Below are 12,559 nucleotides of genomic sequence, written 5' to 3'. Positions count from 1 at the left end.
CCGTGTCCAACCGGAATAAGCGAACAACCATGGGTCGAGTCGTGGCATCGGCGGTGTACAGCGCCGGCAGAAAGGTCACCAACATCAGCATCGATGAAGGCAGCGAATGGGCGCGCAAGCCGGGGCACTTCGTGTGGATCGGCCTGGAAGAGCCCAACGCCGAGGAACTGGCCAACCTGCAGTGCCAGTTCAACCTGCACGAACTGGCCATCGAAGACGCCCTGGAGAAGCACAGCCGGCCCAAGCTGGAAACCTTCGGCGATGCCCTGTTCATCGTCACCTACTCGCCGGTGCGCCACGAAGGCAAGCTGGAGTTCATCGAAACCCACATCTTCGCCGGCAACGGCTACATCATCACCTGCCGCAACGGCCACTCCAAGTCCTACGCCCTGGTGCGCCAGCGCTGCGAAGCGCGGCCGTTGCTGCTGGAGCACGGCGAAGACTTCGTGTTGTACGCCCTGCTCGACTTCGTCACCGAGAACTACCAGCCGGTCAGCGAGGCCATTCATGGCGAGATCGAAGAGCTGGAGCAAAGCGTGCTTGGCGGCTCGCTGCAGGAAGACGATATCCGCCGCCTGCACAGCTTGCGCCGCGACATCCTGCGCCTGCGGCGCTACGTGGCGCCGATGGTCGAGGTGAGCGAGGAACTGCAGCGCCTGAGCTTCCCGTTCATCGACAAGAACATGCGCCCGTACTTCCGTGATGTGCAGATCCACGTGACGCGGCAGATGGAAGACCTGGCCGGCATCCGTGACATCGCCAGCCAGACCATCGAGATCGGCATGCTGCTGGAGTCGTCACGGCAGAGCATCGTGCAGCGCAAGTTCGCGGCCTGGGCAGCGATCCTGGCGTTCCCCACGGCGATTGCCGGGGTTTACGGGATGAACTTCCAGAACATGCCGGAACTGGGGTGGCACTATGGGTATTTCGGGGTGCTGGGGGTGATTGCGATGGGGTGTTCGGGGTTGTATGCCAGCTTCAAGAAGTCTGGCTGGCTTTGAGATTGTCGGGGCCGCTCTGCGGCCCCGCGCCCTCACGCCGCGTCGTGCTTGCTCACCGGCTGTTGGATAAACCGCAACATCCACTCCCCCACCAGGTCGCCCTGGTGCTCGGTGGCCAGGCTGGCCACGGCCTTGTGGTACACCTCATCACCCAGATGCTCCTGGCGCGCATCGAGCAACGCGCGGGAGTAGTCGTGCACGAACTCCGGGTGCCCCTGGAAGCACAGCACCTGGTCACGAATGTGGTACGCCGCGTTCGGGCAGAAATCGCTGGAGGCGATCACCGTGGCGCCTTCCGGCAGCTCGGTCACCTGGTCCTGGTGGCTGATCAGCAAGGTCAGCTCCGAAACCTCCGGGTCCATCCACGGCGCATGGGCCGCCAGCGAATAGCGGTGGATACCCACGCCCCAACCCTGCTCGGCACGTTCGGCCTTGCCACCCAGGGTCAACGCCAGCAACTGATGACCGAAACATACCCCCAGCAGCTTCTCGCCACGCTCGTATAGCTTCAGCAGATAGGCCTTGAGGGTCTGGATCCATGGGTCGGTACCAAACGAATCGGCCTTGCTACCCGTCACCAGGTAGGCATCGAACACTTCGTCGTCGGCGGGGTAATCGCCGTTCATCACGTTGTACACACGAAATTCGGCGGCGATCGGCTGACGCGAGAAGAGCTGCTCGAACATCCTGCCGTAGCCCTGGTACTGCGCCGTCAACTCCGGTCGCAGGACATCGGTTTCAAGGATGCAGATGCGTAACGACATAGGGATAGTCCTGAACGACATGGGTGGGAATCTGCTGTAGAGACTGACGCGAAAGGCACGTACAAGCAAGTAGGCCGCACTGACGAACGGTCACATTTCGTCGGTGCCCTGCTGGCACTTGCGCCACCGTCTAGCGAGAGCATGCCAGCCAGCTGGCACTTGGCCTCATAGCCAAACGAAATCAACGGACCAAAGCATTAGAAGAAAGGGTTCTCAAACATGGATGACGCACACCCTACTGTTGGTTGTATATCCACTTTCAAGAGGCAAGCAGTTCAGGCGTCACGCAACGCCACTGCGATCGACCCGAAGCGCGACAGGGAAGCCAACGGGTATTCAGGAATAACAACAAGAAGGCGGTCCGCCATGTTCAGACAATCGAAAATTCGCCAAGCTGGGCTCATTCTCTTCGCCACGACTTTGCTGCTGATCCTGCCGAACCTGACACGTTTGTTTGGCTGACTGCTGCTGTGGCGCCAACAGGCAACGCACAGGTAATCTGCTGGCCTTGATGGTCGGAGATTACCCATGCGCCACTGCCTTGCACTGTTAGTGTTGCTCCTGAGCCTGCCGCTGTCGGCGGCGCAACTGCACCTTGAACTGGGCGCCACGACGCGCCAGTGGAACAGTGCCGAACTGCTCGACCACCCGCAGGCCCGGGACATCAGCATCGACCAGGACGTTTCCTACAAGCGGCCCATGCACTATCGGGCTGTGCCGCTGGCCATGCTACTGGAAGGCGTGAGCGCCAGCGACCACCTGCAGGCGGTGGCGCTGGACGGTTTTGCCGCCGAAATGCCCGCCGCGCCACTGTTGCAGCACGGGCCGGCACAGGCCTGGCTGGCGGTGGAGGACCCGGGCAGACCATGGCCGGCACTGGGCCAGGGCAAACCGAGTGCAGGGCCGTTCTACCTGGTGTGGACTGCGCCGCAGGCCAGCGGCATCCGCCCGGAGCAGTGGCCGTTCCAGATTTCCACGATTCGCAAGCTGGCTTCTGTCGAAGCGCGCCTTCCGGCACTGCTGCCCGACCCGAAGCTACCGGCCGACAGCGCGGTGCGCCGGGGTTTTGCCCTGTTCCAGCAGAACTGCCTGGCGTGCCACCGGTTGAACGGCGCGGGGGATGCGCAGGTGGGGCCGGACTTGAATGTGCCGCATAACCCGACCGAGTACTTCCGGCCGGAGTATCTGCGCAAGCTGATTCGGGACCCGCAGAGTTTGCGGCGGTGGCCGCAGGCGAAGATGCCAGGGTTTGCAGAGAGTGTTTTGAGTGAACCGGAGCTGGATGAATTGCTGGCTTATCTGGGACATATGGCTGGGCGTAGGCCTTGAGGGCTGTGCTTGCTTCTTCGCGGGCTTGCCCGCTCCCAGAGGATCACCACAGGCTTGAATGCCGTGAGATACCTGTGGGAGCGGGCAAGCCCGCGAAGAAGGCAACACAAGACTCTCAGGCTATGGGCCGCTCCTGCTTGACCCCCCACCCTTCCACCTCACCACCATAAGGTGTCACCAGCTGCTCGAAGGTCTCTTCGAAGTCACCAATCCCGCCATGGGTGGCATACATGACCTTGCTCAGCTCCAGATGCCAGGCACCGTCGCCCAGTTCCTTCACCTGGGCATTCAGCGATTCACCGCGAAACTGCCCGGCCGCGCGGCGGGCCCCTGCTTCGTCGGGGAATATGGCGTAGAACTCGATGGGGTGGATCTGGGTGAAGTCGAAACCGCCTGCTTTCATCTGGCGCAGGACGTTGCTGCTGATATCGTCGTTCTGGCTGCTCATGAAACGTCCTCCTGAATAATGCGATGGATAGACTTTCCGTGCACTACGCACCTGCCGGCAGCGGCCGGGCAGTTCGAGCTGATGCAAGACGCGAAGGGATGCAGTGCCAACCCGCAGAATAGGCTGGTACCTTCATGCAGCGTAGTGCCTGCCAGGGCGCCACGCAAACGTGTGGTTCAGGGTGTTTCGTGGATGCTGGTGATGGTCACGCCGCTCTGTTCCTTGAGCCAGCGTGCGGTGGGGGAAACGGCGCGGTCCTGAAAGTCGTTGAGGTCCAGCTCGTCCATCACCGGGAACAGGTGCGAACGGATAGCCCGCGCGGCATCCTCCTCGCTGGGGCACTGGTCGCCATGCAGCGTCAAGGTGGTGAGTACGCCTTTCTGGTCGGCAAAGATGACTTCCCACTCTTTCATTGAACGAACCCTCTCAGTCAACGAACACCGGGTGTGTGATGCCTGAACAAGTGACCTTGAGGCGGGGAGAATGTTCAGTCTGAGGGATTTGTGTTGGGCCCATTCGCGGGCATGCCCGCTCCCACAGGGTCACCACAAGGTTCGAAACCTGTGCTGTACCTGTGGGAGCGGGCGTGCCCGCGAATGGGCCGTGAAACGGCCCCGATTTACTTCGGCGTGCCGTGCACTACACCGGCCGTGTTATCCAGCAGGCTCTTGGTCGCCGTCTGGATATACGCTTCCAGCTTCTTCAGCATCTGCGGCTGGTCCGGGCTTTCGATCAGCTCGGCCTTGAACTCGCTGCCCAGCTGGTAGCGGTACATGCGTGGGGTCATGTCCTTGGACTCGATCAGGATGCGGTCGCCCTGCACCAGGCCGACAATCTGCTCGCTGCCCGATGGCTTGATCATGCCCACGCCCTGGTCGCCCTCAGGCAGGTTGAGCAGGTCGCGGCCCCAGCACTGGTGACGGGCCTGGCCACCCAGGCGGCCCATGATGGTCGGCACGATATCGACCTGGGTACCCACGGTGTGGTTGACCGCCCCGAACTTCTCCTGGATGCCCGGGGCAATCAGCAGCAGCGGCACGTTGAAACGGCCCAGGTCCAGCTCGGTGACCTGCTGGTGGTTGCCGAAGCCATGGTCGCCAACGATGACGAACAGGGTTTCCTTGAAGTACGGCTCCTTGCGCGCCTTCTCGAAGAACTGCCCCAGCGCCCAGTCCGAATAGCGCATGGCAGTCAGGTGCTCGTCCAGGCGGCCCTGGCCGGTTACCGGTTCCACCGGCAGGTCCTTGGGCAGCGCGTACGGGGTGTGGTTGGACAGGGTCTGCAGCAGCGCGTAGATCGGCTTCTTGCCGTCGTGCTTGGCCAGCTCTTCGGCGCCACGGTCGAACATGTCCTGGTCGGACACGCCCCAGGTCGGGTCGGAGAACACCGGGTTGACGAAGTCGTTACGGCCAATGAAGGTGGTCATGCCCTGGTTGCCGAAGAACCCGGACTGGTTGTCCCAGGCAAAGTCGCCGTTGTAGACGTACACGTCGTCGTAATCGCGGGCGCTGAGCAAGGCCGGCAGACCGGACAGCTTGTGGCCGCCTTCCGGGGTCTGCATCAGGTATTCGAAGCCTGGCAGGTTGGGGAAGCAGGCCATGGTGGCGAACATGCCCTGGTGGGTATGGGTGCCATTGGAGAAGAAGCGGTCGAACAGCAGGCCCTCTTTGGCCAGCTTGTCGAAGTACGGGGTGATGTTGTTGGGGCTGCCCAGCGCGCCCACCGAGTGGCCGGCGAAGCTCTCCATCAGGATCACCACCACGTTCTTGATCGGCAGGGTGCGCTCGGCCGGCGGCACGAAGTCACGGCGGATGGCAGCCTCGTCGGCATCGACCAGGGTGTCGTTGGCGGTCAGCAGCTGCTCGCGCACGCTCTGCGTGGCCACATCCTGCTCCAGCACCGGCTTCCAGATGTTGGCGCGGTCCTCGCCGAAGCGGCTCTTGGCGGCATCGATCAGGGTCAGGGTGCCGTTCAGGCCCAGCTGGTTGACGAAGTTGGAATCGGTGGTGAAGGCATCACCCCAACGCATCGGTGGGCCCTGGCGCAGGGTGCCACGGGCGGCGACCACGGCCACCAGCAGGATCACCATGAACACCGCCAGGCGGTTGTACCAGGGCGCCACACGGCGCTGCAGGGTGACCTCAACGGCCCCATTGCCACGGGTCATGCGATCGATGCCCTTGAACAGCAGGCTCAGAAGCCAGGTGCCGAACAGCCAGGCCAGCAGGTAGCGCACCACCGGGAAGCCGTACCAGAGCATGCTCAGTACGGTTTTCGGGTCTTCCTTGATGTACTGGAACACCAGGCCGTTGAGGCGCTGGTGAAACTCGCGATAGAAGTCCATTTCCATCAGGCCGAGGAACATCACCACACTTGAGGTGATGGTTAGCCAGAAACGGAACAGGCCACGCCGGGCCATGGCCCAGGGACTGAGGATGGCCAGCAGCAGCGGAATGCTGATGTACACCACCACCCGCAGGTCGAAGCGCAAGCCGTTGAGGAAGCCTTCGGCGACTGTCGCGCTGGGGGTATCGCCGACCATGTCGCTGTTGTAGACCAGCAGCGCCAGGCGCACGAGGCTGAGCATCAGCATGATCACCAGGCCGCTAAGCAGCGTGTAGGCCAGGTGGGATTTCAGGGTGGGCGAGAACGACGCTCGCGCGCCCCGTTGCTTCAAGGCGTCCGGGTTAGCCATGAATGGGAAGGTCCTAGGATTGCGGGTTTGCGGAGATGGCGCAGGTGTATACCAACGCAGCATTGTGCGGGTGCGGATTCTGTTTAAACCAATGTGAAAATTTTGTCACGGGGGTATTGCCGGTTTTGTCTGTTACGGCCTCTTCGCGGGCACGCCCGCGAAGAGGCCGTAACAGGCATTCAGATCCGCACATTCCCCCGCGGCCCGGCAATCGCCCAGATCACCAGGCCCACCACCGGCAGCAAGGCGATCAACAGGATCCACAACACCTTGATGCCCACTTCGCTGCCGCTCTTGATCACATTGAGGATGGCCCAGATATCCAGCGCCAGGATGATCAGCCCGACCAGGCTGTTGAACGTCGAACCCATGCCTAAACTCCTGTCCAGAGGCTTTGCCACAGCATAGCCAGCTATCAAGGCAATAGAAGGGAATCCTTGGCGATTGGCGCAGGTCCCTGAGTAGACTGCCAGTATCCACAGATTCGAGGTTCACATGCCACCCGCCCACACCCAAAGCGCCACCCCACCCTCGCTGCTGAACGCCTGGCGCCAGCAGGCCATGAACACCCCCTGGCTCAGCGCCGGTCTGGGGTTGAGCCTGCTGGCGGTGGTGCTACTGCTGGCCGCCAGCCTGTGGAACGCGGTGAACGGCGACCACGCCGACAACCTGCACCTGGCCATGCTGGGCGGGTTGTCCGGCTTTGGCGCCACGGCGCTGGGCGCGGTGCTGGCGGTGGTGCTGCGCGATGTCAGGGCGCGCACCCAGGACGTGATGCTGGGCTTTGCCGCCGGCATGATGCTGGCGGCCAGTTCGTTCTCGCTGATTCTGCCGGGCCTGGATGCCGCCCGCGAAATTACCGGTAACGGCCCGGCCGCGGCCTTTACCGTGGTGCTGGGCATGGGCCTGGGTGTGTTGCTGATGCTGGGCCTGGACCGCTTCACCCCGCATGAACACGAAAGCACCGGCCCGTGCGGCCCAGAGGCCGAGCGCATCAGCCGGGTGTGGTTGTTCGTGCTGGCGATTACCCTGCACAACCTGCCTGAGGGCATGGCCATTGGCGTGAGCTTTGCCAATGGCGACATGAACATCGGCCTGCCGCTGACCAGCGCCATCGCCATCCAGGACATCCCCGAGGGGCTGGCTGTGGCCCTGGCCTTGCGCGCAACCGGGTTGTCGAGCCTGAAGGCCGCGCTGGTGGCGATCGGGTCGGGGCTGATGGAGCCGCTGGGCGCGGTGATCGGCCTGGGGATTTCGACCGGTTTTGCCTTGGCCTACCCGGTGAGCATGGGGCTGGCGGCGGGGGCGATGATCTTTGTGGTAAGCCACGAGGTGATTCCCGAAACCCACCGTAATGGGCACCAGACGGCGGCGACCCTGGGGTTGATGGGTGGGTTTGCGGTGATGATGTTCCTCGATACCGCGCTGGGTTGAAGTTTCAGGTTGCCTGAGCCGGCCTCTTCGCGGGCTCGCCCGCTCCCACAGGTACTCCACTGTCCTCAGGCCCAGTGATTATCCTGTGGGAGCGGGCAAGCCCGCGAAGAAGCAGACGCTGAAATCAGATGTGTACGGCGACCTTCAGGGCTTCCAGGGCCGGCTCAACCTTGATCCCCACCTCTGCCCCCAGCTCCAGTACCCGCGCCAGGTCGTTCTGCCCCACCATCACCATCTGCAGCTCGTCATCCAGCAACTGGCTGAAGTTGAGCAGCACATAACCACCAGCCTCTTTATTCAGTGCGCCCATCTGCACCTGGATGCGATTGAGCGCGGTCAGCGGCTCGGTACGGGCCAGTTGCTTGGGTTTTAGGGTAAAGGGCACGCTCTGGTCGAACGAATCGCTGATCTGCTGGAACAGGTCCTGGTAGCTGTCGGCCTGGAACACCACGGTGTCCGGCAGGCTGCCCAGCACCACCCATTCGCCCAGCGGGATGGGGAAGCTGTCGTCGTAGTTGATGTCGGGGTTGGCAGCCAGGAAGGCGGCGGGGTCGGCGTAGGCCTGTGCGGCCTCGTCGGCGATGCGCTCGATGTCCTCCTCGCGCATGCAGCCAGCGCCAATGAGGCTGATGAATTCGAGCAACTGAGTTTTCATGAAAGGGGGCCTGCGACGGGTGAAAAGTCGCCAAGGATAGCCGCAAATGCCCCCTTGCGGTTAGCCGGCCAGCGCTTGCAGGCGTGCCGCGGTATCCACGGCACCCATGGTTTGCGCCGCCATCAGCGCAGTGGCACCGCGGGCATCCTGGCGGGCCGGGTCGGCGCCCTGGGCCAGCAGGTAGTCGAGGATTTCGCTGCGGTTGAACATGGCCGCCAGCATCAGTGCGGTGCGGCCATCCTGCGCGGCGGCGTCCACCGGCACGCCGTGCTCCAGCAACAGGCGGATCATGGCCAGGTCCCCCTTGAACGCGGCTCCGGCAATGGGCAACTGGCCGTTGTCGTTGGCAATCAGTGGATCGGCGCCGTGCGCCAGCAGCACCCGCACTGCGTCGTGGTGGCCGTGGTAGCTGGCCAGCATCAGCAGGGTGTCGCCCTTGTGGTTGCGCAGGTTGGCCGGCAGCCCGCTGACAAGCAGGCGCCCGAGCATCTCGGCATCGCCCTGACGGGCACGTTCGAACACCTGCTCGGCGAAGGCGGCGGTTTCGTCGTCGGTCATGGCGGCAGGCGTGGGTTGGCGGGACATTTGGAACCTCCTGGCAGAAATCGTTGCCCAAGTTTTTGTCAGGCAAGGCTGCCGGGTCAAAGGTTCAGATTCTATCGGGCCGATAGCTGGCCAGCGGGTCGTGCAATATGCACTATGCAAAATGCACGACCATGCAGGTTGCACGATGGCGCTTTTGCATAAACCATTCAAGTCATTGATTTTAAGGAGTTTTTATAAATTCAAATCCTGGCATGGTCACTGCAGAGATCAACTTACTGCCACGCAACAGCCAGGAGTTGATATGGACCTCATCCAGGAAAAGTTCGATTCGGTATTTTCGGCCTACCAGGTGAATACACAGGCCCGACCCGACGGCGGTGTGCTGCTGACCCTGCGCGCTGCTGATGGCAAGGTAACCCGCCGGGTGCTGACCTATGCGCAACTGCACAGTGCCGAGCAGCTGTCCTGGGCGATCAGTGCGATTCGCCGGGATTTGGCCGAGCAGGCCAGTGAATTGCCAGTGATCTCGATGCTGCAGAGCCAGCAGCGGTTTGCCTTGCCGACTTATCGCTGAGTTTTGTGTTGGCTGATCTGGCCTCTTCGCGGGCTTGCCCGCTCCCACAGACAATGCGCTGCCCTCAGGCCCGGCGATATCCCTGTGGGAGCGGGCAAGCCCGCGAAGAGGCCGGTAAAGCCATTACAGTTCGTCGATGCCCAGGAACGCCCGCGCCGTCACATCCCCGGTAAAACGCGGTTGCATACCCTGCTCGCTGCCATACAGCCGCAACGCCAGGCAAAACGGCGCATCGCCCAGCTCAACCCAGCGACGGGTCCCCGCCGGCACCACGAGCTGGTCACCCTTCTCGCACAGCACCGAATACACCCACTCCCCCACTCGCAGGCCAACCTGCGCCCGCCCGCTGACCACGGCAAACACCTCGTCGGCGTCATGCACATGCTCATCGCGCACATCCACCTGCGCCGGGGCCTCTCCATCACGGTTGAGCAACACGAAGGCCTTGCTGCCATGCGCCGTCATCAACTGGTCCAAGAGCCCGCGGCAGGCCTCCAGCACCTCGTCCTGGGCCGTGCCCGGGCGCACCCGCAGGCCATGCTCGGCATGGGTAAAGTGCACGCCCTGCTCGGCCAGGGTGACGGCGATGTCGTCGTGATGGGTCAGCACCTTGTTCGGCAGTTCCGGGCTGGAGGGGTGGAAAACGCTGAGAATGCTCATCAGGGGCGGGTCCTGGTCGGTTGCGAACAAAGGGCAATGATAACGGCTGCAGCCAAGGCTGCGGCACTGGCCATACCAAAGGTGAAGGTGGGCCCCAGCAGTTTCCAGCTGTAGCCTGAATACAACGCCCCCAACGCACCGCCGGTGCCCGACAGCGCCGCATACAGCGCCTGGCCCTGGCCCTGCTGGCGGGCGCCGAAGCTGCCCTGGACAAAAGCGATGCTGGCGGCATGGAAGCAGCCGAAGGTGGCCGCGTGCAGCACCTGGGCGAACACCAGCACCGCCGGCTCGCCGGCCAGGTTACCCAGCAACAGCCAGCGCAGCGCCGCCAGCACGAAGCTGGCCAGCAGCACCCGCTGCACGGAAAAGCGCGCGAAGATGCGGCTCATGGCCATGAACACCAGTACTTCGGCCACCACCCCCAGTGCCCACAGCAAGCCGATGGCACCACGGGCATAGCCCAGGTGTTCAAGGTGCAGGGTCAGGAAGGTGTAGTACGGCCCGTGGCTGAGCTGCATCAGCGCCACGCAGGCATAGAACGCGATCACCCCCGGCGCCCGCAGCTGCTGCAGGAAGCCGCCGGCGCCGCTGCGCTCGCCCTGCTCCACCGGCTGGGCATTGGGTACCCACAGGCTGGCGGCGACGATGCCGGCCATGATCGTGACCAGCGCCACCGGGTAGATATCCAGGCTCAGCCACTCGAACAGTCGGCCCAGGCCGACCACGGTGAGGATGAAACCGATCGAGCCCCACAGGCGCACCTGGCTGTAGCGCGCGGTTTGCCCGTGCAGGTGGGCCAGGGTGATGACCTCGAACTGCGGCAGCACCGCATGCCAGAAGAATGCATGCAGGGCCATGACCAGCGCCAGCCAGGCGTAGCTTTTGCCAAGGAAGATCAGGGCGAAAGTGGCCAGCGTCGACAACGCGCCCAGGCGCACGATCAGCAGGCGCTGGCCGGTGCGGTCACCCAGCCAGCCCCACAGGTTGGGTGCGATGCAACGCATGAGCATGGGGATGGCCACCAGCTCGCCGATGCGCGCCGGGGAGAAGCCCAGGTGGTCGAAGTACAGCGCCAGGAAGGGGGCGGTGGAACCAAGCAGGGCGAAGTAGAACAGGTAGAAGCTGGACAGGCGCCAGTAGGGGATGGGTTGCATCGGATGGCCTTGTGGAAACCTGTACCGGCCTCTTCGCGGGCACGCCCGCTCCCACAGGGACCCCACAGATTCTGAAAGCCATGATGAACCTGTGGGAGCGGGCGCGCCCGCGAAGAGGCCGGTACTGGGGGATCAGAGCTGGCCCAGCACCGGGGTATTCACTTTCACATCGGCATTCTGCGCACGATGGCGCAGCAGGTGGTCCATCAGCACGATGGCCATCATCGCCTCGGCGATCGGCGTGGCGCGGATGCCCACGCACGGGTCGTGGCGGCCTTTGGTGACGACGTCCACCGGGTTGCCGTCGATGTCGATGGAGCGGCCCGGGGTGGTGATGCTGGAGGTCGGCTTCAGCGCCAGGTGGGCAACGATCGGCTGGCCCGAAGAAATACCGCCGAGGATGCCGCCAGCGTTGTTGCTGAGGAAGCCTTCCGGGGTCAGCTCGTCACGGTGCTCGGTGCCGCGCTGGGCCACGCTGGCGAAGCCGGCGCCGATTTCCACGCCCTTGACCGCGTTGATGCTCATCAGCGCGTGGGCCAGTTCGGCGTCGAGGCGGTCGAAGATCGGCTCGCCCAGGCCCGGCATCACGCCTTCGGCGACCACGGTGATCTTGGCGCCCACCGAGTCCTGGTCACGGCGCAGCTGGTCCATGTAGGCCTCCAGCTCCGGCACCTTGCTCGGGTCAGGGCTGAAGAAAGCGTTCTGCTCCACCGACTCCCAGGTCTGGAACGGGATTTCGATCGGGCCCAGCTGGCTCATGTAGCCGCGCACGGTGATGCCCTGGGTGGCCAGATACTTCTTGGCGATGGCACCGGCAGCTACGCGCATGGCGGTTTCGCGGGCCGAGCTACGGCCACCGCCGCGGTAGTCGCGGATGCCGTACTTGTGGTGGTAGGTGTAGTCGGCGTGAGCCGGGCGGAACAGGTCCTTGATCGCCGAGTAGTCCTTGGACTTCTGGTCGGTGTTGCGGATCAGCAGGCCGATCGAGCAGCCGGTGGTGCGGCCTTCGAACACACCGGAGAGGATTTCCACCTCATCGGCTTCCTGGCGCTGGGTGGTGTGCCGGCTGGTGCCGGGCTTGCGCCGGTCGAGGTCGTGCTGCAGGTCGGCGAGGGAAATTTCCAGGCCTGGTGGGCATCCATCGACAATGGCGACCAACGCCGGGCCATGGCTCTCGCCAGCGGTGGTGACAGTGAACAGCTTGCCGTAGGTATTGCCGGACATGGACGCTCCGCGAGATCTGCCTGAAGTGAACGAAAGGGGCAGTATACAGATGGATTGATCGCCTGTGCTGGCCTC

Annotated in this window: 15 protein-coding genes; 5 read left to right on the top strand and 10 right to left on the bottom strand. The window is 63.4% G+C overall.

Annotation, left to right across the window (positions count from 1 at the left end; all coding sequences use genetic code 11):
• Positions 1–29 precede the first annotated feature (29 nt).
• Positions 30–1,001: a magnesium and cobalt transport protein CorA gene (locus tag A4C63_RS04575; RefSeq protein WP_063911678.1), complete on the top strand. Its 972-nt coding sequence runs from the start codon at positions 30–32 to the stop codon at positions 999–1,001.
• Between the two features lie 32 nt (positions 1,002–1,033).
• Here the strand turns inward: A4C63_RS04575 and A4C63_RS04570 are convergent, their stop codons facing one another.
• Entirely contained in the window at positions 1,034–1,765 is a 732-nt protein-coding gene (locus A4C63_RS04570; protein WP_063911677.1) for an amidotransferase, read from the bottom strand.
• Between the two features lie 219 nt (positions 1,766–1,984).
• Between A4C63_RS04570 and A4C63_RS26225 the strand changes: the two genes are divergently transcribed.
• Together A4C63_RS26225 and A4C63_RS04565 are read left to right on the top strand one after the other, a co-directional pair.
• Complete coding sequence (locus A4C63_RS26225; RefSeq protein ID WP_128637193.1) at positions 1,985–2,227, top strand: hypothetical protein; 243 nt, start codon at positions 1,985–1,987, stop codon at positions 2,225–2,227.
• Positions 2,228–2,293: 66 nt separating this feature from the next.
• Positions 2,294–3,094, top strand: a complete 801-nt coding sequence (locus tag A4C63_RS04565; protein ID WP_063911676.1) for a cytochrome c — start codon at positions 2,294–2,296, stop codon at positions 3,092–3,094.
• 115 nt (positions 3,095–3,209) lie between these two features.
• On the opposite strand, the gene A4C63_RS04560 is transcribed toward A4C63_RS04565, so the two are convergent.
• From A4C63_RS04560 to A4C63_RS04545, 4 genes are all read right to left on the bottom strand, one after another.
• Positions 3,210–3,542: a ribonuclease E inhibitor RraB gene (locus tag A4C63_RS04560; protein ID WP_063911675.1), complete on the bottom strand. Its 333-nt coding sequence runs from the start codon at positions 3,540–3,542 to the stop codon at positions 3,210–3,212.
• 176 nt (positions 3,543–3,718) lie between these two features.
• On the bottom strand, positions 3,719–3,955 hold the full coding sequence (locus A4C63_RS04555; RefSeq protein ID WP_063911674.1) for a hypothetical protein: 237 nt from the start codon (positions 3,953–3,955) through the stop codon (positions 3,719–3,721).
• Positions 3,956–4,161: 206 nt separating this feature from the next.
• On the bottom strand, positions 4,162–6,237 hold the full coding sequence (locus A4C63_RS04550; RefSeq protein WP_063911673.1) for an LTA synthase family protein: 2,076 nt from the start codon (positions 6,235–6,237) through the stop codon (positions 4,162–4,164).
• A 179-nt stretch (positions 6,238–6,416) separates the two neighbouring features.
• Positions 6,417–6,608, bottom strand: a complete 192-nt coding sequence (locus A4C63_RS04545) for a PLDc N-terminal domain-containing protein (protein WP_012271091.1) — start codon at positions 6,606–6,608, stop codon at positions 6,417–6,419.
• Between the two features lie 124 nt (positions 6,609–6,732).
• Here A4C63_RS04545 and A4C63_RS04540 point away from each other — a divergent pair, with 124 nt between their 5' ends.
• On the top strand, positions 6,733–7,671 hold the full coding sequence (locus tag A4C63_RS04540; RefSeq protein WP_063911672.1) for a ZIP family metal transporter: 939 nt from the start codon (positions 6,733–6,735) through the stop codon (positions 7,669–7,671).
• 124 nt (positions 7,672–7,795) lie between these two features.
• Here A4C63_RS04540 and A4C63_RS04535 read toward each other — a convergent pair whose 3' ends face one another.
• Together A4C63_RS04535 and A4C63_RS04530 are read right to left on the bottom strand one after the other, a co-directional pair.
• Positions 7,796–8,326: a hypothetical protein gene (locus A4C63_RS04535; RefSeq protein ID WP_015269356.1), complete on the bottom strand. Its 531-nt coding sequence runs from the start codon at positions 8,324–8,326 to the stop codon at positions 7,796–7,798.
• A 60-nt stretch (positions 8,327–8,386) separates the two neighbouring features.
• Positions 8,387–8,911: an ankyrin repeat domain-containing protein gene (locus tag A4C63_RS04530; protein ID WP_063911671.1), complete on the bottom strand. Its 525-nt coding sequence runs from the start codon at positions 8,909–8,911 to the stop codon at positions 8,387–8,389.
• 262 nt (positions 8,912–9,173) lie between these two features.
• Between A4C63_RS04530 and A4C63_RS04525 the strand changes: the two genes are divergently transcribed.
• Positions 9,174–9,446: a DUF3509 domain-containing protein gene (locus A4C63_RS04525; protein ID WP_063911670.1), complete on the top strand. Its 273-nt coding sequence runs from the start codon at positions 9,174–9,176 to the stop codon at positions 9,444–9,446.
• 123 nt (positions 9,447–9,569) lie between these two features.
• Here A4C63_RS04525 and A4C63_RS04520 read toward each other — a convergent pair whose 3' ends face one another.
• The 3 genes from A4C63_RS04520 to aroC form a co-directional block, all read right to left on the bottom strand.
• Positions 9,570–10,106 (bottom strand): oxidase, encoded by a 537-nt coding sequence (locus tag A4C63_RS04520; protein WP_063911669.1) that lies wholly within the window; start codon positions 10,104–10,106, stop codon positions 9,570–9,572.
• On the bottom strand, positions 10,106–11,260 hold the full coding sequence (locus A4C63_RS04515; RefSeq protein ID WP_063911668.1) for an MFS transporter: 1,155 nt from the start codon (positions 11,258–11,260) through the stop codon (positions 10,106–10,108). The genes A4C63_RS04520 and A4C63_RS04515 overlap by 1 nt, the downstream gene beginning before the upstream one ends.
• Positions 11,261–11,392: 132 nt before the next feature.
• A complete protein-coding gene (gene aroC, locus A4C63_RS04510) occupies positions 11,393–12,484 on the bottom strand; it encodes a chorismate synthase (RefSeq protein WP_063911667.1) in 1,092 nt (363 codons plus the stop codon).
• Positions 12,485–12,559: the final 75 nt, after the last annotated feature.

The sequence above is a fragment of the Pseudomonas sp. p21 genome, from assembly GCF_001642705.1.
In the GTDB taxonomy this organism is placed as follows: domain Bacteria; phylum Pseudomonadota; class Gammaproteobacteria; order Pseudomonadales; family Pseudomonadaceae; genus Aquipseudomonas.
This window is presented reverse-complemented; position numbering and strand designations above follow the sequence as displayed.